Source organism: Streptococcus mitis, assembly GCF_946188695.1.
Classification (GTDB): Bacteria; Bacillota; Bacilli; order Lactobacillales; family Streptococcaceae; genus Streptococcus; species Streptococcus mitis_DF.
This window is the reverse complement of sequence record NZ_CAMHWI010000021.1, coordinates 15,084-35,044: the sequence shown is the minus strand read 5'-3', so window position 1 is coordinate 35,044 and position 19,961 is coordinate 15,084. Positions and strand designations below refer to the sequence as shown.

The following is a 19,961-nucleotide window of genomic DNA, read 5'->3' as shown; positions in this document are numbered from 1 at the left end:
TGCTCAAAGCACCGCTTTGAGGTTGCAGATAAAGCTGACGTAGTTTGAATTAGTATAAGGTAGTTGTTTTTATCTGATTGAACTTGTATTTACTCGTATTCAAAAATCCTCCGTTTCAAAGAGCAGGAAACTCTTTGTGACAGAGGATTTTTTCTATAGGGCTTTAGCTGCTGCAATTGCGGCTTCGAAGTTTGGTTCAGAGTTGATATTGTCCACGTATTCAACGTAGCGAATAGTATTGTCAGTATCGAGGACAAAGACTGCGCGTGCCAATAGGTGCCACTCATTGATTAAGAGAGCGTAATCACGTCCAAAGGAATGGTCGAAATAGTCTGAGAGCATGATGGCATTTTCAATGCCTTCAGCACCGCACCAACGTTTTTGGGCAAAAGGGAGGTCCATGGAAACAGTCAAGACAACCGTATTATCCAGTCCAGCCAGTTCTTCATTAAAACGACGCGTTTGAGTTGAACAGATGCCTGTATCGATAGAAGGCACGACACTCAAGACTTTTTTCTTGCCATCAAAATCAGCCAGAGATTTTTTAGAAAGATCTGTTGTAGTGAGAGAAAAATCAAGTGCCTTGTCACCGACTTGTAGTTGTTTACCTGTAAAGCTTACAGGATTTCCGAGAAAAGTTACCATAAGATACTCCAATCTTTTTTCTTCCATTTTAGCTAAAACAGTTAGAATTTTCCAATGATTTGACCGGAAATATGGGCATAGAAAAAACGTCATCTCACGTGTGAGAATGACGTTTTTCAGAGGCTTATACTCAATGAAAATCAAAGAGCAAACTAGGAAACTAGCCGCAGGTTGCTCAAAGCATCGCTTTGAGGTTGCAGATAAAGCTGACGTGGTTTGAATTTGATTTTCGAAGAGTATTATTTTGCCAATCCTTCAGCAATCTTATCAAGGTTGTATTTCATCATGTTGTAGTAGCTGTCGCCTTCTTTACCTTGTTCTGCGATAGAGTCAGTAAAGATTTGTGCGTAGATTGGGATGTTTGTGTCTTGAGAAACAGTTTTCATTGGACGGTCATCCACACTTGATTCTACAAAGAGTGAAGGAGTTTTTGTTTGGCGAAGTTTTTCAACCAAGGTCTTGATTTGGTCAGGTGTTCCTTCTTCTTCAGTGTTGATTTCCCAGATGTAGGCACTTGGGACACCGTAGGCTTTAGAGAAGTATTTGAAACATCCTTCGCTGGTTACGATAAGTTTTTTCTCAGCAGGGATGTTGTTAAATTTCTCTTTAGCTTCCTTATCAAGTTTGTCTAGCTTTTCAGTATATTCTTTGAGATTTTTTTCGTAGAATTCCTTGTTGCTAGGGTCTTTCGCGCTCAATTGTTTTGCGATATTTTTAGCAAAAATCATACCGTTTTCAAGGTTAAGCCAAGCGTGTGGGTCTTCTTTGCCTTTTTCGTTTTGGCCTTCAAGGTAGATAACATCAACACCTTCGCTGACTGCAAAGTAGTCTTTGTTTTCAGTTTTCTTGGCATTTTCTACCAATTTTGTAAACCAAGCATTGCCACCTGTTTCAAGGTTGATACCGTTATAGAAAATCAAATCAGCTTGAGATGTTTTCTTAACGTCTTCAGGAAGTGGTTCGTATTCGTGTGGGTCTTGACCAACAGGAACGATACTGTGAAGATCAATCTTGTCACCAGCAATATTTTTAGTAATATCAGCGATGATTGAGTTTGTAGCAACAACTTTTAGTTTTTGACCAGAAGCTGCATCTTTTTTTCCGCTAGCACATGCTACAAGAGCAATGACGGAAAGAAAGAGAACGAGTAATGTACCTAATTTTTTCATTAGATCCTCCAATTTATTGGGGTTTTGCCCCTTATTTTAACAAATGTTTATTTTTCAGTTTCAAATATCGTTGTTTTGGAGCGATAAAGAAGCTAATGAGAAAGAAACTAGCAGCTGTGAGCACGATACTAGAACCTGCCGCAACGTTAAAGCTATAGCCGATAAAGAGCCCCAAAACTGAAGCTATCGCTCCAAAGGTTGAGGAAAGGAAAATCATGCTTTTCAGGCTATTAGCATACAGATAAGCAGTTGCAGCTGGGGTAATCAGCATGGCTACAATCAGGATAGTTCCGACACTTTGCATGGCTGTCACAGACACGAGAGTCAAGAGTACCATGAGAAGGTAGTGATAGAAATTGACAGGCATTCCCATGGCTTTAGCCAAGAGTTCATCAAAGGAAGTTATCAAGAGTTGCTTGAAGAAAATCCAGATTAACAAGAGAATGACTGCCCCAACACCCATAGTAATAAACATATCCGTATCTTGGACGGCTAGGATATTACCAAAAAGGATATGGAAAAGGTCAGTTGAACTTTTAGCGACACTAATCAAGATGATACCGAGGGCTAAGAAAGAAGAAAAGGTAATGCCGATGGCGGTATCGCTTTTGATAATCGAGTTCCCCTTGATGTAGGTAATGATGATGGCAGCTAGCAATCCAAAGACAATGGCTCCGATAAAGAAGTCAACGCCCAAGATGAAGGAGAGGGCTACACCTGGTAAGACAGCATGTGAAATGGCATCTCCCATGAGTGACATCCCGCGTAGAATGATGAAACATCCTACAGCTCCAGCTACGACCCCGACGACAATGGCTGTTATCAAGGCATTTTGTAAGAAATGGAATTTTTGCAATCCATCGATAAATTCTGCAATCATAGGTCACCTCCATTGAAAAAGAGTCGATTACCGTAAGCTTCTTTGAGATTGGCTTCGGTAAAGGTTTCTTTGGTTGGACCAAAGGCAATCACTTCTCGATTGACAAGCAAGACTTGATCGAAGTAGTGGGGAACCTTGCTGAGGTCGTGGTGGACGATGAGAACCGTCTTCCCAGCTTTTTTCAGATCTCTCAGCGTATTCATGATGATTTCCTCACTGACAGAATCAATCCCAACAAAAGGTTCATCCAAGAGGATATAGTCGGCTTCCTGCACCAAGCATCTGGCAATCAAAACCCGCTGGAATTGACCTCCAGACAGTTGACTGATTTGACGTTCAGAGTAGTCAGCTAGGCCGACGATTTCAAGGGCTTCTTGCACTTTCTTCCAATGTTTAGCCTTTAAACTTCGAAAGAGAGGAATAGAGGGAAATAGTCCTAGCGAGACGCATTCCTTGACCTTGATGGGAAAGTTGTAGTCGATATTGATTTTTTGTTCGACATAGGCAATTCGGTGTAAGGATTTTTTAACTTCCTTGTCATCGAGAAATGCCTGACCTTGATGTGGGATAATTCCCAGCATCCCTTTTAATAATGTTGATTTCCCAGCACCGTTTGGACCAATGATACCGGTAATTGTTGGTCCATGGAGCGCTAGTGAAATATCCTTAAGTGCCAACGTTTCTTTGTAGGAGACACTGAGGTTTTCGATACGTATCATAAACTTGTATTCCTCCTGCCTCTTAATATACATTAAAAAAAAAATTAAGTCAAGTTAATTTTTAAAAAAATTAAAATAATAACTGAAAAATGATGGAAAGAGAAAGTTCATTTTTAATTGCATTCCCAGTTAATTTTTGTTAAGCTAAAAACAAGTACAAATGAAAGCGAGAACACGATGACACGTTATCAAGATGATTTTTATGATGCAATCAATGGAGAATGGCAACAGACAGCTGAAATTCCAGCAGATAAGTCTCAAACGGGAGGTTTTGTTGATTTAGATCAGGAAATTGAAGACCTGATGCTAGCGACAACAGACAAGTGGTTGGCAGGAGAAGAGGTGCCTGAGGATGCTATCTTGGCAAACTTTGTCAAATACCACCGCCTAGTTCGTGATTTTGACAAGAGAGAAGCTGACGGTATCACACCTGTCTTACCACTTCTTAAAGAATTCCAAGAATTGGAGACTTTTGCGGATTTTACAGCTAAACTAGCAGAGTTTGAGCTTGCTGGCAAACCAAACTTCCTTCCTTTTGGTGTATCGCCAGACTTTATGGATGCCAGAATCAACGTTTTATGGGCTAGTGCTCCAAGTACAATCTTGCCAGATACGACCTACTATGCAGAAGACCATCCTCAGCGCGAAGAGCTTTTGACTCTTTGGAAAGAAAGCAGCGCAAATCTCCTCAAGGCTTATGATTTTTCTGATGAAGAAATTGAAGACTTGCTAGAGAAAAGACTAGAATTGGACCGTCGAGTTGCAGCAGTGGTGCTTTCTAATGAAGAAAGTTCAGAGTATGCTAAACTCTACCATCCATATTCTTATGAAGATTTCAAGAAATTTGCGCCTGCCCTACCTCTGGATGACTTCTTCCAAGCCGTTCTTGGACAAGTACCAGACAAGGTTATCGTAGACGAGGAACGTTTCTGGCAAGCAGCAGATCAATTCTATAGTGAAGAGGCATGGCCTCTCCTCAAGGCAACCTTAATTTTAAGTGTTGTGAATCTCTCAACCAGTTATTTAACAGAAGAAATTCGTGTCTTGTCAGGTGCCTATAGCCGTGCGCTTTCAGGAGTTCCAGAAGCCAAAGACAAGGTCAAGGCAGCCTACCAGCTAGCACAAGGTCCTTTCAAACAAGCCTTGGGTCTCTGGTATGCCCATGAAAAATTCTCCCCAGAGGCTAAGGCAGACGTGGAGAAAAAAGTGGCAACTATGATTGATGTTTATAAGGAACGCTTGGCTAAAAATGACTGGCTGACTCCTGAAACTCGTGACAAGGCCATCGTCAAACTCAATGTTATCAAGCCTTATATCGGTTACCCAGAAGAATTGCCAGAGCGTTACAAGGACAAGGTAGTGGATGAGACTGCTAGTCTTTTTGATAATGCTCTAGCCTTTGCGCGTGTTGAAATCAAGCACAGTTGGAGCAAGTGGAACCAGCCTGTAGATTACAAGGAATGGGGCATGCCTGCTCATATGGTCAATGCCTACTACAATCCACAGAAGAACTTAATTGTCTTCCCAGCAGCTATTTTGCAAGCACCTTTCTATGACTTGCATCAGTCGTCTTCTGCTAACTACGGTGGTATTGGGGCGGTTATTGCCCATGAAATTTCCCACGCCTTTGATACCAACGGAGCTTCCTTCGATGAAAATGGTAGCCTCAAGGATTGGTGGACAGAGAGCGACTATGCTGCCTTCAAGGAGAAAACACAAAAAGTTATTGACCAGTTTGATGGACAGGATTCTTATGGCGCAACCATCAACGGTAAATTGACTGTGTCAGAAAACGTGGCGGACTTGGGAGGAATCGCTGCAGCGCTTGAAGCAGCTAAGAGAGAACCAGACTTCTCAGCAGAAGAATTCTTCTACAACTTCGGTCGCATCTGGCGCATGAAAGGTCGTACAGAATTTATGAAACTCTTGGCTAGCGTGGATGTGCACGCGCCAGCCAAACTCCGTGTCAATGTGCAAGTGCCAAACTTCGATGATTTCTTTACAACCTATGATGTCAAAGAAGGAGACGGTATGTGGCGTTCACCAGAAGAGCGCGTGATTATTTGGTAATGCAAAAAATCTAGTCATAAGAAAAAGGCATCCAATCAGGTGTGAAAGCCTTGATAGGATGCCTTTTATAATGGAAAGAATTGCTGTATAGTTTACTTATACTCTTTGAAAATCTCTTCACCGACGTCAGCTTTATCTGCAACCTCAAAGCGGTGCTTTGAGCAACCTGCGGCTAGTTTGCTCTTTGTTTTTCATTGAGTATTAAATTGCGAAATTGATTGTCATTATTTTACTAGAAAAAAGGATTGAAGGTCTTTTCGTGAGCGATGGTAGTAGCTGGACCATGCCCTGGATAGACATCGTAGTTTGGTAGAGTGAAAAGTTGGGTTTGGATACTATGGAGAAGTTGCTCCGTACTACCAGTTGGAAGGTCGGTCCGCCCGATTGTTTCACGGAACAAAGCATCTCCTGTCAAGACTAGGTGAGCATCAGGAAAGACGATAGAAACGCCGCCGATAGAGTGACCTGGTGTTGGCAAGACGGTGAAACGAAATCCCTCTAATTGGTATTCTTTATGAAAGACAAAAGTGTGTTCAGCAGGTTTTGCGACCACATCCGCCATATCATCGTGGCGGGGAAGCCCAGAGAGATTGTCGACAGGAGTATAGAGCCAGCTAGCTTCGCTCTCTGCAATATAGACAGGAGGATTGCCAAAAGTCTCGCGAACTAAGTCCAGACTCATGATATGGTCATAATGAGCGTGGGTCAAGAGAATAGCGCAGATCGGTTTGTTGATCTTCTCTATTGTCTGACGAATAGCGTCCCAATGGCTGCCAGGATCAACGACGATGAGGTGCTTTTCACCTTCTAGGTAATAGGTGTTTTCATAGGCAACGGGATTCACAGTTTTATGGATTTTCATATTGGCTCCAATCTCAAAGAATGTACTAAATTAAGTATAGCACAGTTAGGGAGAATAGGTAAGGATTTAGAATGAACTTAAAAACCAGCATGACTGGATGAAGACAGGCTGGTTATCAATTTATCAATATTGGAGAGGTGTCAATTGCCCTTCATAGGTTGCATAAACTCCGTCATTAGCTTGTTTGATAGATGTGATGTTTAGAGTGCCACCGTAGTTGGCTTCTCGTTTATCGCTATATTCACTATAAGTTATCCTATTGGGCAGGTTCTGATCGTTAGCATAGTATTGAACGACTGTTTTTTTATAGCTTTGTTGACTGAATAGGAACAGGCAGCTAACTCCTAACACTAGGAGAGCAAAGATAGAAATAGCAGTTTTTTTCATAGGTGTTCTCCTTATAAACTAACGGATAAAAGAAAGCATCTTGAGGATTTTTAATTCCAAAATCCAGTCAAGGTACCAGTGTATGTGACACGAGTTCCACCGTTTATCTTTCGTATATTCAATGGAATTGGGGAAGTCAGAAAGTCTTTCGGTTACAATATGGTTTCCGTTCTTCTATCTCTCCTTCTATCACCTAAGTTTAAAATCTAACTTCGTAATATATTATAGACTAATAATTCAGAATTGTCAAGCAATTCTGAATTATTTTTTTCTTATTCTGTTCCAATCTAGTTTTCATATTCTTAAAAAAGTGATAAAATGGTAGGAAGAATTGGAGAGTAGAGATGCCAAAAGAAGTGAATTTAACAGGCGAAGAAGTTGTCGCTTTAACCAAAGAATATTTAACGGAAGAGGATGTCCATTTTGTCCATAAGGCCTTGGTCTATGCGGTGGAATGCCATAGTGGTCAATACCGCAAATCAGGTGAGCCTTATATCATTCACCCCATCCAAGTGGCAGGTATTTTAGGCAAGCTTAAGCTGGATGCCGTAACGGTAGCTTGTGGTTTCTTGCATGATGTGGTGGAAGATACAGATGCGACCTTGGATGATTTGGAAAGAGAGTTTGGTCCTGATGTGCGGGTAATCGTAGATGGGGTTACCAAGCTTGGTAAAGTTAAATACAAGTCTCACGAAGAGCAGTTGGCTGAAAATCACCGCAAGATGCTCATGGCTATGTCTGAGGATATCCGTGTTATCTTGGTCAAACTGTCTGACCGCTTGCACAATATGCGGACGCTAAAACACCTTCGAAAAGACAAGCAGGAGCGTATTTCCAAAGAAACCATGGAAATTTATGCACCACTTGCCCACCGTCTGGGGATTTCCAGTGTCAAATGGGAGTTGGAAGACCTGTCTTTCCGTTATCTCAACCCAACGGAGTTTTACAAGATTACCCATATGATGAAGGAAAAACGCAGAGAGCGTGAAGCCTTGGTGGATGAGGTAGTCACAAAATTAGAGGAATATACGACGGATCATCACTTGAGAGGGAAGATTTATGGTCGTCCCAAGCATATTTACTCTATTTTCCGCAAAATGCAGGATAAGAGAAAACGGTTTGAGGAAATCTATGACCTGATTGCTATTCGTTGTATTTTGGATACCCAAAGTGATGTTTATGCCATGCTTGGTTATGTTCATGAACTTTGGAAACCCATGCCTGGTCGTTTCAAAGACTATATCGCCAACCGAAAGGCCAATGGTTACCAGTCTATCCATACGACAGTTTATGGGCCAAAAGGGCCGATCGAATTCCAGATTCGAACTAAAGCCATGCACGAGGTGGCTGAGTACGGGGTTGCGGCTCACTGGGCTTATAAGAAAGGCATTAAGGGGCAAGTCAACAGCAAGGAATCAGCTATTGGGATGAACTGGATCAAGGAGATGATGGAGCTCCAAGACCAGGCTGATGATGCCAAGGAATTTGTGGACTCTGTCAAGGAAAACTATCTGGCTGAGGAGATTTACGTCTTTACTCCAGATGGGGCTGTCCGCTCTCTTCCAAAAGATTCAGGACCTATTGATTTTGCCTACGAAATTCATACTAAAGTAGGGGAAAAAGCAACTGGTGCCAAGGTCAATGGCCGTATGATTCCACTGACAACCAAGCTCAAGACAGGGGATCAGGTTGAAATTGTCACCAATCCGAACTCCTTTGGACCAAGTCGTGACTGGCTCAATATGGTCAAGACCAGCAAGGCGCGTAACAAGATTCGTCAGTTCTTTAAAAACCAAGATAAGGAATTGTCTGTCAACAAGGGGCGTGAAATGTTGATGGCCCAGTTCCAAGAAAATGGCTATGTAGCCAATAAATTTATGGACAAGCGCCACATGGACCAAGTTCTGCAAAAGACTAGCTATAAAACAGAAGAATCCCTCTTTGCGGCCATTGGTTTTGGAGAAATCGGTGCGATTACCGTCTTTAACCGTCTGACTGAAAAAGAACGCCGTGAAGAAGAACGTGCCAAGGCCAAGGCGGAGGCAGAGGAACTTGTCAAAGGGGGCGAGGTAAAGGTTGAAAACAAAGAAACCCTCAAGGTCAAGCATGAGGGTGGAGTGGTCATTGAAGGTGCCTCAGGTCTCCTAGTGCGGATTGCCAAGTGTTGTAACCCCGTACCTGGTGACGATATTGTCGGCTACATTACCAAGGGTCGTGGTGTGGCTATTCACCGTGTGGACTGTATGAATCTGCGTGCACAAGAAAACTACGAGCAACGTCTCCTTGATGTGGAATGGGAAGACCAGTATTCAAACTCAAATAAGGAGTATATGGCTCATATCGATATCTATGGTCTCAACCGTACAGGACTATTGAACGATGTACTGCAAGTTCTTTCAAACACAACCAAGAATATCTCAACAGTCAACGCCCAACCAACCAAGGATATGAAATTTGCTAATATCCATGTATCCTTTGGAATTGCCAACCTCTCGACGCTAACCACGGTTGTGGACAAGATTAAGAGTGTGCCAGAAGTTTACTCTGTTAAACGGACCAATGGCTAATTGTCCTAGCTCTTACTAGAAAGGCTATTATGAAAATCATTATCCAACGAGTTAAAAAAGCCCAAGTGAGCATTGAAGGTCAGGTTCAGGGAAAAATTAATCAGGGACTCTTATTGCTGGTTGGTGTTGGACCAGAGGACCAAGAGGAAGATTTGGATTATGCTGTGAGAAAACTGGTCAATATGCGGATTTTTTCAGACGCAGAAGGCAAGATGAACCTGTCTGTCAAAGATATTGAAGGAGAAATCCTCTCTATTTCTCAGTTTACCCTCTTTGCGGATACTAAGAAAGGAAATCGTCCAGCCTTTACAGGCGCAGCCAAGCCTGATATGGCATCAGACTTCTATGATGCTTTCAATCAAAAATTAGCGCAAGAAGTGCCCGTTCAGACAGGCATCTTTGGAGCGGATATGCAGGTTGAGCTGGTCAATGACGGACCAGTCACCATTATCCTTGATACGAAAAATAGATAAGAAAGACCAAGCCCAGCCGGCTTGGTCTTTCTCGTCTATTACAAAATACTCCAAAAAGAAATCGGTTCTTGATAGGCCTTAGGAAAATCTCTTTTCAGGCTTTGGCTTATGCGATAGGAAGGGATGAGATGGCCTAGGATTAGGAGAGTTCCCTGAAGGAAAAGTGGAATACCCCTTAAACATATCAAGGAGAGAATGATCAGGCTATCCCATAGGAGGATTTGCAAGGAAAAACGCCAGAATCTAGGTCTAATCTGGGAATAGAGTTGACTAAAGTAGTCACAAAGCTGGTTGGACAGATAGGTCAATAGCACAGGATGAAAGAAAATGAGCCAACCACTGTAAATCAAAATCCAATCCCAAGTAAGCCCCTCTTTAAATGTCAAAAATGCCAGCATGATTCCATCAATGACAAGAAGTTGAATGGTTTTGATGTAGATAATTTTTTTCATGATAAAACCTCCTTTTCCCTAGAGACACTCCCACAAAGAGATATGTTTGTCGTAAAAGTCTGGATAGTTTTCTCTCAGGTGGCTAGCCGTTATATAATAAAAAGTAGAATGACAAGCAGTGATGAATGGCATAAGAGCGGAAAATCGCTGAGAACTAACGAAGGCTAAGAGCACAAAAAATAGAAAATCAATGGAGAAAACCCCTAAATAGTAGAAGCGAATCTTTTTATTGATTTGAGGATAAATCTCAGCGAATTGATGTTTGAGTCGGACAACCAAGCGAAATAACAGGAGTCCTTGAGTAAGGAGGAAAATAAAACCAGATAGCAAGAGCCACCCCAAGATGTATCGGGTTTTTTGCTGAAAAATGCGAATAGTAGCAAATCGATAACTGCAATTGCTGTAAAATGGATTCTATAGAGTTTTTTCATGACAAGACCTCCCTCTTTTATCTAGCTTCATTCTACTCCAAAAGAATGGGAGTTACAAGTAAAATGCTAAAAAATTTTAGTAAGGAGATTCTATTAGATTTCTTTATTTGCTTTCCCTCTTATTGTTTTACTTCTTCATCATTCCAGACAAATAAAGCTCCGATTGCATTGAGGATATAAAAGATGTATTTTCCGATATTGGCAAAGTTTCCTTGAATGCCAGCCTTTGTCAGCTGCACAAAATTGTAAATCAACCAAAATCCCCACTGAGTTGTTAGTTTCAATGCGTTAAAAGCATTGGCAATGAGGGATAGTGCAAAGGCAATAGTTGTCACGTAGGCAAGGAGATTCATCTTTCCTCCATAGCCGATATAGTTGGTCGCAAAGGCAAAGAGGAAGGCGATGATGGAAATGATGATGGCCGCCAATTTTAGCTGTTTTTGGCTCATTTGGTTGGGTCTGCCTTCTTGCGAAGCTTCCCATTTCTTAATAGCAAAGGTATAAATGAGGAAGGTGACGGGATAGGTGATAATAGCCGCCTTATTTCCAAGGATATAATCAATAGCACCGGACAAAATGGTATTAACAATACCAAAATAATTTCCCCATTTGCTTAATTTTCCCGTGAAACGAGTGGACAACATGGAAATTCCAACATTGGTTACGGAAATCAATCCAAAGGGAACAAGAGCTGTCCATGGGCCCCAGTCTACGAATTTGTCGAGACGGGAGTTGAGGTAACCAGATGCAATCGCAATCCCAACGACCAGAGCAACTCCAAAGAGGTCAAACCATTTAGATGTCGCAAAAATTTTTAGTGATTTTTTCATAGGTTAAACTATCTTTCTTTTTTTTAACAAATATTCTACAACTAAATGAAAGCAAAATCAAATGATAAAAATAAAACCCTGAAAATAAAACTTTCAGGGTTGGTAGTGGTACTTGAGAAGTTAGTCGATTTTTTCGACATAGAGTTGTTTGGCAATGTCCATATTCACTTGTAAATCCTCGTCTTTACTAAGGATAGTGAAGGTGTTGCTGAAGCCATCAAACTGCTTGACTTGGAGCGAATCACCGATGTGAAGTGAGTGCTTGTCCAGATAACTGAGAATGTCAAAACTATCGTGCACCCGAGTCAGGCGGTAGGCGCCAGCTTCCTTGATGTCAGCTAGTGGTAGGTTATTGATTTCAACTAGGAGTTCTCCCTTGGCAGGAATGGTTCCTCCGTGGGGGCAGGTCTTGGGGAATCCTAGCAGCTTATCCAGTCTTTCCACGAACAGGTCAGAGACAGTGTGTTCCAAGACCTCAGCTTCCTCGTGAATCTGGTCACTTGTATAGTCTAAATGATGAACTAGAAAAACTTCAATCAAGCGGTGTTTACGATAGAGCTCAGAGACCAGTTTGAGTCCGAGATCAGTCAGTAGATAGCCACATTCCTTGTCCTTGAGGATGAGATTTTCACTCTTCATCCGTTTAATCATTTCAGTTACGGCAGGGGGAGAGACTTGCATGCGGGCCGCAATTTCCTTGTTGGTGATTTTATGCAGGTCTATGCCAATTTCATAAATACATTTTAGATAGTCTTCTTTATTCGGGGTCATTCGCTTCCTCTTGTCTAATATCTCTATCTAGTATATCAAAAAAAGCTAGATTTCTCTAGCTGTGACTTTTTATGTTATACTTATTGCAAGAGAAAAAACGAGGAGATGGATATGACGAAAATAGCTCTTCTTTCAGATATTCATGGAAATACCACCGCCTTGGAGGCTGTTTTGGCAGATGCTCGGCAGCTAGGAGTGGATGAATACTGGCTTTTGGGAGACATTCTCATGCCAGGGACAGGGCGTAGAAAGATTTTGGACTTGTTGGCTCAACTACCGATTACGGCTAGAGTTTTAGGAAACTGGGAAGACAGTCTTTGGCATGGTGTCCGCAAGGAATTGGATAGTACTCGTCCCAGTCAACGCTATCTATTACGCCAGTGCCAGTATGTTTTAGAGGAAATTTCCCTAGAAGAAATTGAACTGCTCCACAATCAACCACTCCAGATTCATCGTCAGTTTGGGAATTTGACGGTAGGAATTAGCCACCATCTTCCTGATAAGAACTGGGGGAGAGAGTTGATTCATACTGGAGCGCAAGAGGATTTTGACCGCTTGGTGACCAATCCGCCTTGTGATATTGCTGTTTATGGTCATATTCACCAGCAGTTGCTTCGTTACGGGACTGGTGGGCAATTAATTGTCAATCCAGGTTCGATTGGGCAACCTTTCTTTCTAGATGCCCAGTTGCGGAAGGACTTGCGGGCCCAGTATATGATTTTAGAGTTTGATGGCAAGGGCTTGGTAGATATGGACTTCCGACGGGTAGACTACGATGTGGCAGCTGAATTGCAGCTGGCTAAAGACCTCAAACTTCCCTATTTTGAGGTTTACTATGAAAGTCTGGTCAATGGTATCCACCATACTCATCATCAGGAATTTCTGAGAGAATTGGCCCAGAAAGAGGGTTATGATAGGGAATTAGATGCTTGGTTGAAAAGTGGTAACGATTGACATTACAACTAAAAAAGGTATAATAAAAGAAAAAGAAGAGTAGAGGCAGGGTAGCCTCGTAAAAAGGAGAAGAGGATGCAAATTCCGAGTAGATTTACCATTGCGACTCATATGCTGATAATCATTGCCCTCAAGGGGAAAGAAAGCAAGGTGACCAGTGATTTTTTAGCTGCTAGTGTCGGGGTCAATCCTGTCATTATCAGAAAGACCTTGTCTCAGTTGAAGAAGGCAGAGCTGATTTCAGTAGCGCGTGGAACAGGGGGAACAGAGATTGTCAAGGACCTCAAGGACATTAGTCTATTAGACGTTTATCAAGCGGTTGAGTGTCTTGGTAAGACTGGTCAACTCTTCAGTTTCCATGACAATCCAAATCCAAATTGCCCAGTTGGAGCCCATATTCATGATGTTTTGGATCAAAAATTGGAGAGAATCCAGCTGGCTATGGAGGCAGAGCTTGGTCAGACCAGTCTAGAACAAGTCGTGGCTGATGCAGAGAGTCAAATGAAGGATTAAGAGGGGTAGATGCCCTCTTTTTCTCTATGTAAAATTGTGATAAAATAGAATCATTAAAGGAGGAAGAAATGTATCTCGTTATAGGAATCGTATTAGCCTTTATAGTGTCATTTTGGAAGGATAATAGAAGTTTGTGGAATCCAGTATTATTCTTATTATCCCTCATTTCCAGTTATTTTTATCTAGGCTACCTTTTTTATCAAAATGGGTATGAGAAGATTCATTTCGCTTTTTTTATATTTCCCTTTATTTTACTTCCGATACTGATTTTTCTAAGTGGCATCTTTTTAATCTATAATGGGGTCATTTTGTTGAAGCGAGAGGGACGTTCAAAGGCCAATTATCTCTCCATGCTCCTTGGAATAGTCATTTTGGTATTTTTTGCTTTGATGTTATTTCGCTTTGGAGATAGAGACGCTTTATTTGCCACCAATCACTTTCTAAACATTTTATTTGTATTCATTTTCTACTCTTATTTTATTTTTGGCTTTGCTTTTACGGGTTTTATGCTGTACTCTATCTTGTATCTCTTTATTCCTAAGAAGAAGCATTATGATTTTATTATCATTCACGGTGCTGGTTTATTAGGCGGAGAAAAGGTAACACCTTTGCTGAAGAGGAGAATTGATAAGGCAGTAGAAGCTTACCACAAGTCTAAGAATTCTAACATAAAAATTATTGCCAGTGGTGGTCAAGGAGGAGATGAGAAGATTTCTGAAGCGCAGGCCATTACAAACTATCTTCTTGAAGAGACAGATGTTCCCCAAGATGCGATTATTCTGGAAGATCAATCAAGGACTACCTACGAGAACCTTCTCTTTTCTAAGGAACTTGGTGAGGAACTGGTAGCCAAACCTCAATTCCTCTTTGTTACAAATGACTATCATGTCTTTCGTACTAGTACCTATGCTCGTAAGTTAAATATGAAGGGAGATGGACTCGGATGTAGGACAGCAGGCTACTACATACCATCTGCTTTTATTCGGGAGTACGTGGCTCTCTGTGTTAAAATGAAATGGCTCTTCCTCGCCTTTTATGTTCCGATATTAGCTATCATTTTGCTAGCCTATAAAGGGGTTATTTGGTAGTTAGATTTTATTAAAAAAGACTTAGAATGCACATGAAAGTATGTATTCTAGGTCTTTTGTTTTGTATTCATTTGATTTTTGAAAGGTACTATCTATTTTTCCAGGCTTGGTAACGGGTATCAATCAATAACTGGGTAAGGCGTCCCATGGTTTCCCTTTCTTCTGGAGTGAGGGATTGCGCTTGGACAAAGAGATGATGAATGTGTTCAATAGCCTTGAAGGAAGACAAGTCATTGATGGAGCTAATACCAGCATCAAGAATGGTGCCAAAGAAGAGATCGAAGTAGAGCTGGAGTTCTTCGTCAGGGACTGTGGCCACCCATTCTTTGAAGGTTGTGTCAACTTGTTGGCTATCACTGTTGGTCTTATCCAGTTGGACGAAGTGCTTGTCCTCAATCTGCCAACTAAAGGTATCGTGCTGGGCGATACCACCTAAGGCAGTACTGTGCACGATGATTTGGTGGGCCGGAATTTCCAACATCATACCGATGATGGAACCTTGTGGTATGAAGACCTTGGTTTTATCCATTATCCTTTGATAGCTCTCAGTTTGTGTCAGTTCTTTGTGGAGACCGGGAGCATCAAAGGTATAAACTGCTGTGATCTGATTTTGCAAGTTTTTCTCAATTTGACTAGCAGCATAGATGGCTAGATTTCCTCCCTTGGAATGCCCAGCCAGAATGACCTTTTGATTAGGATGGTGGGCAAAAAAGTTCTTTAAATAGCGGAGAGCGTGCTTTTGAGCAGGAATTTCCTTCATATAGGTTAGGTGGAAATCTTCCTTCCAGCCAATGATACTGTCATCTGTCCCACGAAAGACAATCAGATAGGTATCGAGAGTGAGGCGGTAGGTCATAGCCGCAAACTGTTTTTGCAATTCAGGATCAATGTCATTGACAAAATGGGAGAGTTTGCAATTTTTGAAGCGTTTGTGTTGAGCTAGTTCATCTAATAGCTGGAGGCGATTTTTACTAGTAAGCATGGTGGGTTCTCTTGGAACCTGAGGTGCTAGGTCTAAAAGTCGCTGAGGAGCTGTGGAGACCAGATTATCAAATGAGAGATAGGTGATTTCTGTTAAGGCTAAAACATCTAATTCATTCAAAGGAAGGTCGTAATAAGAATCGTGTGCGACATCTTTCAGATAATCAAAAATATTGGTCATAAGAGCTCCTTTCTTTTTATTTATCTTATCACAAACACATAGAATTTACTAGTTGGTTTGTACGATCTCTCTACATACCGACCTATAATGGTATGATTTAGATACATAGAAGACAGTTTGCTTTTATTTCAAACCTCTAAACATACTTGTTTGTATCTGTTTGGCGTCAATCCCATTCTCTTTTAAGAAATTCTTCATCTCATTTATATCATCAGGTTGGCCGGTTAAGAGATAAATAGCTTGGTTACCGTATTTCACAACCGCATTTTTTAAAAATGCTTGGCTTTGAGAAAAGGTTTCGCTAGTTTTATAAGTTAGATTCGGATTATTCTTACTAAGCTCTCTTAACTCATTATCAAAAATGTTTACTCCTTTGTCTAAATGATTAAGAATGATGGAGCGCTTACCAGCCCACTCTTTAACAATTGGACGTAGAGTAGAAATACCGACATCAGAGGCAAAACAAACCAGTGCTTGGTCATTGTCTTTAACAGATAAAGATGACTCCAGCCACCTCATTTCAATTTTACTACCAGCTGGTAAATGTGTTAAGGTTTCCTTAAACACGCTACCACTATTATGGGTTACAATAAGAATTTCATCCTCATCAGGAGTGGAAGCAAGGGTTAGCCATCGGCTAGCCTGATTCTCCTTTACTGGACTTTTGTCTGGACCAAACGCGCTGTCAGGAAGCTTAAACTGAGCAAAGGAGCCAGCTTTCCATATTTGATTTTTTGGTTTTGTGATGTGAACTAAATACAAATCTCCGCTGGGATTTTCAATGGATTTTATCGATAAAGTTTGACTTCGTCCAAGATAGGTAATGATTCCCCAAGATATAAAGCCGAGCACTCCAAGTGTAGTTAGAATAATTATGAACATTTTTTTCCCTCGTTTCATTTTTAACTCCTATAGTGTAGTAATTTTTCATGAATGAATAATATTTTTTTTCATTCAATAATTTTCAAAAAATAAAGAAAAGATTTCTTTATTTCAGTATTCCTTTAATGAAATTGGTTGCTAGTATTTCTACAGTTTTGCTAATATCTGGAAAATCGTTTTCTGTGATATGCATATCCATGTAGTAAAATAGGTTGTAAACTTGTAAAATATCTTGAATTTTTTCTGGAGAATGGCCTTCAGCCTGCAAACGATGAGTAAAGGTTTTCACGAGAAATTGATGAAATGGATTCGTGACTTTCCCTTCTTCTGAGGAATAGTAGCTATGCAACTCATCTGCTATGGCAGGATTGTACCATTCTGCAAGGATTTTATTGGAAGAAACGAGTGCTCTGGATTGAGCAAAGAGTTGACTAATAAGATCAATCATATCAATTTCCCAATCCAGTTCTTCGATCATAGTTTGGCGAACACGGTTGTTTTCATCAATATAGATATCTAAAAAAATAGCTTCTTTACTTTCGTAATAGTTATAAAAAGATCCGACTGCCATATGAGCTTGTCTAGCAATTTCTGAAATTCCTGTCGCCTTGTATCCTTTTTTTGAAAAAACTTCATAAGCTGCTGATTTCAAAGCCTGTTTTTTGTCCAATTTGATTCACCTCTTTTCTGAATGAATATTAAATCCCGTTCATTCATATCTTAACAAATCTTTTTCAGATTGTCAATCTGAAAGCTAGAACTTTTTACGGATACAACTCGATAAGGAGCTTTTCAATGTTAGAAGAGTATAGAGTGTCGTTTTAACTACACTCAAGGTTTGGAAGAATAGATATAAATTTTGGTTAAGGGGATGGATAAAAGAACTGAAATGAAGGTTGAAAAAATTAAAAATAAAAGGGTAAGGCTGGCACTATGTCTGAAAATAAGGTATGATATCAATGGGGTTATTCACTATCTGTTTTTGAGCTGTTGTGACAAGGAAATGTCAAAAAAGTATTAGATACTAAGCCCTCTATTTATACTAAAGGATTTAAGACTCCTAAAATTAGCAAAGGAGAATCAGATGCACAAGATTTTATTAGTAGAAGATGATCAGGTTATTCGTCAACAGGTCGGGAAAATGCTCTCTGAATGGGGATTTGAAGTGGTCCTGGTAGAAGACTTTATGGAAGTTTTGAGTCTATTTGTTCAGTCGGAACCTCATCTGGTCCTCATGGATATTGGACTGCCTTTGTTTAATGGCTATCACTGGTGTCAGGAGATTCGCAAGATTTCCAAGGTACCCATCATGTTTCTGTCTTCGAGAGACCAGGCTATGGATATCGTCATGGCGATTAACATGGGCGCGGATGACTTTGTGACCAAGCCTTTTGACCAGCAGGTTCTTTTAGCCAAGGTTCAGGGCTTGCTACGCCGTTCCTATGAGTTTGGGCGTGACGAGAGTTTACTGGAATACGCCGGTGTGATCCTCAATACCAAATCCATGGATTTACATTATCAAGGCCAAGTCTTGAATTTGACCAAGAACGAATTCCAGATTTTACGAGTTTTGTTTGAGCATGCGGGCAATATTGTAGCGCGTGACGACCTCATGCGGGAACTTTGGAATAGTGACTTTTTCATTGATGACAATACCCTATCTGTTAATGTAGCTCGTTTGCGTAAAAAATTGGAAGAGCAGGGTTTGGTAGGATTTATCGAGACCAAGAAAGGGATAGGGTACGGACTGAAGCATGCTTGATTGGAAACAATTTTTTCTAGCCTATCTGCGCTCCCGTAGTCGTCTGTTTGTCTATCTACTTTCTTTGACGTTTCTGGTCTTACTCTTTCAGTTTTTATTTGCCAGTTTAGGAATTTACTTTCTCTATTTTTTCCTCTTGTGTTGCTTTGTAACCATTTTATTTTTTGCTTGGGACATATTGGTAGAAATGCAGGTATATCGTCAGGAACTTCTCTATGGGGAGAGGGAAGCTCAGTCTCCTTTGGAAAGAGCCTTGGCTGAAAAATTAGAAGCGCGTGAGATGGAACTCTATCAGCAGAGGTCAGATTCAGAAAGAAAACTGACGGATTTGCTGGATTACTATACCTTGTGGGTTCATCAGATTAAGACCCCCATTGCAGCCAGTCAACTCTTAGTTGCAGAAGTAGATGATCGCCAATTAAAGCAGCAGTTAGAACAGGAAATTTTTAAAATCGATTCCTATACCAATCTAGTTTTACAGTACCTGCGTTTAGAAAGTTTTCATGATGATTTGGTCTTAAAGCAGGTTCAAATTGAGGACTTGGTCAAGGAAATAATTCGTAAATACGCTCTTTTCTTTATTCAAAAAGGCTTAAATGTCAATCTACATGACCTTGATAAAGAAATCGTGACGGATAAAAAGTGGCTGCTAGTGGTCATTGAACAAATTATCTCAAACAGTCTCAAGTACACCAAGGAAGGTGGTCTGGAGATTTATATGGACGGGCAAGAGCTTTGTATCAAGGATACGGGAATCGGGATAAAAAACAGTGATGTCCTCCGAGTCTTTGAACGTGGCTTTTCAGGATATAATGGACGCCTAACTCAGCAGTCATCTGGACTTGGCCTCTATCTATCTAAGAAAATTTCTGAAGAACTAGGTCACCAGATTCGCATCGAGTCTGAGGTCGGAAAAGGAACGATAGTGCGGATTCAGTTTGCTCAAGTGAACTTAGTCCTTGAGTGAGAAGAGACAATGAGTTTTTACCCAATCTCTTTTTGCTATATTTCAGGATATTTGAAGACTGTTTTTTACAAAACCAATAATAGAATTTTTAATACGGAATATAGTATAAATACTGGTTCAAAGTGAAGTTTTGTATGCTTTATACTTTTGTTGAGCATAAAATCTATAAACTAAGGGTGAATTACAAAAATTAATTTGAGATGAAGTGAATTGTAGACTTGGGAAATGTCTCCTATTCGATTTCAGAATGAATCGTTGATACAGGATTAAAAGAACTGCAGCTTTCTTTTTATTTTGAATGAGATAGGTGTATATAGATTTGTGTAACTGGTGTAGAACTGTTTCCAAGAATTTATTGAATGTATCGAATACACACA

The 19,961-nt window shown here is 40.6% G+C and carries 20 protein-coding genes and 1 pseudogene; 8 read left to right on the top strand and 13 right to left on the bottom strand.

Features of this window, described 5'->3' with window-relative positions:
• Nucleotides 1-153 precede the first annotated feature (153 nt).
• The 4 genes from tpx to N8L33_RS08695 form a co-directional block, all read right to left on the bottom strand.
• Entirely contained in the window at nt 154-645 is a 492-nt protein-coding gene (tpx, locus tag N8L33_RS08710) for a thiol peroxidase (RefSeq protein ID WP_000256026.1), read from the bottom strand.
• 239 nt (nt 646-884) lie between these two features.
• The gene (gene psaA / locus N8L33_RS08705) at nt 885-1,814 is read right to left on the bottom strand and encodes a metal ABC transporter substrate-binding lipoprotein/adhesin PsaA (protein ID WP_000733078.1); all 930 of its coding nucleotides are present in this window, start codon (nt 1,812-1,814) and stop codon (nt 885-887) included.
• A 31-nt stretch (nt 1,815-1,845) separates the two neighbouring features.
• Nucleotides 1,846-2,694 carry a metal ABC transporter permease gene (locus N8L33_RS08700; protein ID WP_049500957.1) on the bottom strand — a complete coding sequence of 283 codons (849 nt, stop codon included), beginning with the start codon at nt 2,692-2,694 and terminating at the stop codon, nt 1,846-1,848.
• A complete protein-coding gene (locus N8L33_RS08695) occupies nt 2,691-3,413 on the bottom strand; it encodes a metal ABC transporter ATP-binding protein (protein WP_261059623.1) in 723 nt (240 codons plus the stop codon). Before N8L33_RS08695 ends, N8L33_RS08700 begins: the two co-directional genes overlap by 4 nt.
• Nucleotides 3,414-3,590: 177 nt before the next feature.
• On the opposite strand from N8L33_RS08695, the gene pepO reads away from it, so the two are divergent.
• Nucleotides 3,591-5,483: an endopeptidase PepO gene (gene pepO / locus N8L33_RS08690; protein ID WP_261059622.1), complete on the top strand. Its 1,893-nt coding sequence runs from the start codon at nt 3,591-3,593 to the stop codon at nt 5,481-5,483.
• 232 nt (nt 5,484-5,715) lie between these two features.
• Here pepO and N8L33_RS08685 read toward each other — a convergent pair whose 3' ends face one another.
• Nucleotides 5,716-6,345, bottom strand: coding sequence for an MBL fold metallo-hydrolase (locus N8L33_RS08685; RefSeq protein ID WP_261059621.1), 630 nt, complete (start codon nt 6,343-6,345; stop codon nt 5,716-5,718).
• 123 nt (nt 6,346-6,468) lie between these two features.
• Complete coding sequence (locus tag N8L33_RS08680; RefSeq protein WP_000750447.1) at nt 6,469-6,732, bottom strand: hypothetical protein; 264 nt, start codon at nt 6,730-6,732, stop codon at nt 6,469-6,471.
• 344 nt (nt 6,733-7,076) lie between these two features.
• On the opposite strand from N8L33_RS08680, the gene N8L33_RS08675 reads away from it, so the two are divergent.
• Together N8L33_RS08675 and dtd are read left to right on the top strand one after the other, a co-directional pair.
• Nucleotides 7,077-9,299, top strand: coding sequence for a RelA/SpoT family protein (locus N8L33_RS08675; protein ID WP_261059620.1), 2,223 nt, complete (start codon nt 7,077-7,079; stop codon nt 9,297-9,299).
• Between the two features lie 29 nt (nt 9,300-9,328).
• Nucleotides 9,329-9,772 carry a D-aminoacyl-tRNA deacylase gene (gene dtd / locus N8L33_RS08670; RefSeq protein WP_000691419.1) on the top strand — a complete coding sequence of 148 codons (444 nt, stop codon included), beginning with the start codon at nt 9,329-9,331 and terminating at the stop codon, nt 9,770-9,772.
• Between the two features lie 38 nt (nt 9,773-9,810).
• Here the strand turns inward: dtd and N8L33_RS08665 are convergent, their stop codons facing one another.
• From N8L33_RS08665 to N8L33_RS08650, 4 genes and pseudogenes are all read right to left on the bottom strand, one after another.
• Nucleotides 9,811-10,224, bottom strand: a complete 414-nt coding sequence (locus tag N8L33_RS08665; protein ID WP_261059619.1) for a hypothetical protein — start codon at nt 10,222-10,224, stop codon at nt 9,811-9,813.
• An 18-nt stretch (nt 10,225-10,242) separates the two neighbouring features.
• Nucleotides 10,243-10,655, bottom strand: a pseudogene (locus tag N8L33_RS08660) (hypothetical protein).
• 119 nt (nt 10,656-10,774) lie between these two features.
• Nucleotides 10,775-11,485 carry a nicotinamide mononucleotide transporter gene (locus N8L33_RS08655; protein WP_203176384.1) on the bottom strand — a complete coding sequence of 237 codons (711 nt, stop codon included), beginning with the start codon at nt 11,483-11,485 and terminating at the stop codon, nt 10,775-10,777.
• A gap of 120 nt (nt 11,486-11,605) precedes the next feature.
• Entirely contained in the window at nt 11,606-12,256 is a 651-nt protein-coding gene (locus N8L33_RS08650; protein ID WP_261059618.1) for a metal-dependent transcriptional regulator, read from the bottom strand.
• Between the two features lie 111 nt (nt 12,257-12,367).
• Between N8L33_RS08650 and N8L33_RS08645 the strand changes: the two genes are divergently transcribed.
• The 3 genes from N8L33_RS08645 to N8L33_RS08635 all read left to right on the top strand — a co-directional run bounded on the left by N8L33_RS08645 (nt 12,368) and on the right by N8L33_RS08635 (nt 14,811).
• Nucleotides 12,368-13,210 (top strand): metallophosphoesterase family protein, encoded by an 843-nt coding sequence (locus N8L33_RS08645; protein ID WP_261059617.1) that lies wholly within the window; start codon nt 12,368-12,370, stop codon nt 13,208-13,210.
• 75 nt (nt 13,211-13,285) lie between these two features.
• Nucleotides 13,286-13,723 (top strand): Rrf2 family transcriptional regulator, encoded by a 438-nt coding sequence (locus N8L33_RS08640; protein WP_001166795.1) that lies wholly within the window; start codon nt 13,286-13,288, stop codon nt 13,721-13,723.
• Nucleotides 13,724-13,791: 68 nt separating this feature from the next.
• The gene (locus tag N8L33_RS08635) at nt 13,792-14,811 is read left to right on the top strand and encodes a YdcF family protein (protein ID WP_261059616.1); all 1,020 of its coding nucleotides are present in this window, start codon (nt 13,792-13,794) and stop codon (nt 14,809-14,811) included.
• Nucleotides 14,812-14,899: 88 nt separating this feature from the next.
• On the opposite strand, the gene N8L33_RS08630 is transcribed toward N8L33_RS08635, so the two are convergent.
• The 3 genes from N8L33_RS08630 to N8L33_RS08620 form a co-directional block, all read right to left on the bottom strand.
• Nucleotides 14,900-15,973: a DUF2974 domain-containing protein gene (locus N8L33_RS08630; RefSeq protein ID WP_261059615.1), complete on the bottom strand. Its 1,074-nt coding sequence runs from the start codon at nt 15,971-15,973 to the stop codon at nt 14,900-14,902.
• Between the two features lie 123 nt (nt 15,974-16,096).
• Nucleotides 16,097-16,873 carry a ferredoxin reductase domain-containing protein gene (locus N8L33_RS08625; protein ID WP_261059614.1) on the bottom strand — a complete coding sequence of 259 codons (777 nt, stop codon included), beginning with the start codon at nt 16,871-16,873 and terminating at the stop codon, nt 16,097-16,099.
• A gap of 88 nt (nt 16,874-16,961) precedes the next feature.
• A complete protein-coding gene (locus N8L33_RS08620) occupies nt 16,962-17,531 on the bottom strand; it encodes a TetR/AcrR family transcriptional regulator (protein ID WP_101776789.1) in 570 nt (189 codons plus the stop codon).
• A 408-nt stretch (nt 17,532-17,939) separates the two neighbouring features.
• Between N8L33_RS08620 and N8L33_RS08615 the strand changes: the two genes are divergently transcribed.
• Together N8L33_RS08615 and N8L33_RS08610 are read left to right on the top strand one after the other, a co-directional pair.
• Entirely contained in the window at nt 17,940-18,617 is a 678-nt protein-coding gene (locus N8L33_RS08615) for a response regulator transcription factor (protein ID WP_000548991.1), read from the top strand.
• Nucleotides 18,610-19,584: a sensor histidine kinase gene (locus N8L33_RS08610; protein WP_000887973.1), complete on the top strand. Its 975-nt coding sequence runs from the start codon at nt 18,610-18,612 to the stop codon at nt 19,582-19,584. Before N8L33_RS08615 ends, N8L33_RS08610 begins: the two co-directional genes overlap by 8 nt.
• Nucleotides 19,585-19,961: the final 377 nt, after the last annotated feature.

Coding starts and splice junctions, on each gene's coding strand:
- tpx (WP_000256026.1), bottom strand. CDS start 645: ATGGTAACTTTTCTCGGAAATCCTGTAAGCTTTACAGGTAAACAACTA.
- psaA (WP_000733078.1), bottom strand. CDS start 1,814: ATGAAAAAATTAGGTACATTACTCGTTCTCTTTCTTTCCGTCATTGCT.
- N8L33_RS08700 (WP_049500957.1), bottom strand. CDS start 2,694: ATGATTGCAGAATTTATCGATGGATTGCAAAAATTCCATTTCTTACAA.
- N8L33_RS08695 (WP_261059623.1), bottom strand. CDS start 3,413: ATGATACGTATCGAAAACCTCAGTGTCTCCTACAAAGAAACGTTGGCA.
- pepO (WP_261059622.1), top strand. CDS start 3,591: ATGACACGTTATCAAGATGATTTTTATGATGCAATCAATGGAGAATGG.
- N8L33_RS08685 (WP_261059621.1), bottom strand. CDS start 6,345: ATGAAAATCCATAAAACTGTGAATCCCGTTGCCTATGAAAACACCTAT.
- N8L33_RS08680 (WP_000750447.1), bottom strand. CDS start 6,732: ATGAAAAAAACTGCTATTTCTATCTTTGCTCTCCTAGTGTTAGGAGTT.
- N8L33_RS08675 (WP_261059620.1), top strand. CDS start 7,077: ATGCCAAAAGAAGTGAATTTAACAGGCGAAGAAGTTGTCGCTTTAACC.
- dtd (WP_000691419.1), top strand. CDS start 9,329: ATGAAAATCATTATCCAACGAGTTAAAAAAGCCCAAGTGAGCATTGAA.
- N8L33_RS08665 (WP_261059619.1), bottom strand. CDS start 10,224: ATGAAAAAAATTATCTACATCAAAACCATTCAACTTCTTGTCATTGAT.
- N8L33_RS08655 (WP_203176384.1), bottom strand. CDS start 11,485: ATGAAAAAATCACTAAAAATTTTTGCGACATCTAAATGGTTTGACCTC.
- N8L33_RS08650 (WP_261059618.1), bottom strand. CDS start 12,256: ATGACCCCGAATAAAGAAGACTATCTAAAATGTATTTATGAAATTGGC.
- N8L33_RS08645 (WP_261059617.1), top strand. CDS start 12,368: ATGACGAAAATAGCTCTTCTTTCAGATATTCATGGAAATACCACCGCC.
- N8L33_RS08640 (WP_001166795.1), top strand. CDS start 13,286: ATGCAAATTCCGAGTAGATTTACCATTGCGACTCATATGCTGATAATC.
- N8L33_RS08635 (WP_261059616.1), top strand. CDS start 13,792: ATGTATCTCGTTATAGGAATCGTATTAGCCTTTATAGTGTCATTTTGG.
- N8L33_RS08630 (WP_261059615.1), bottom strand. CDS start 15,973: ATGACCAATATTTTTGATTATCTGAAAGATGTCGCACACGATTCTTAT.
- N8L33_RS08625 (WP_261059614.1), bottom strand. CDS start 16,873: ATGAAACGAGGGAAAAAAATGTTCATAATTATTCTAACTACACTTGGA.
- N8L33_RS08615 (WP_000548991.1), top strand. CDS start 17,940: ATGCACAAGATTTTATTAGTAGAAGATGATCAGGTTATTCGTCAACAG.
- N8L33_RS08610 (WP_000887973.1), top strand. CDS start 18,610: ATGCTTGATTGGAAACAATTTTTTCTAGCCTATCTGCGCTCCCGTAGT.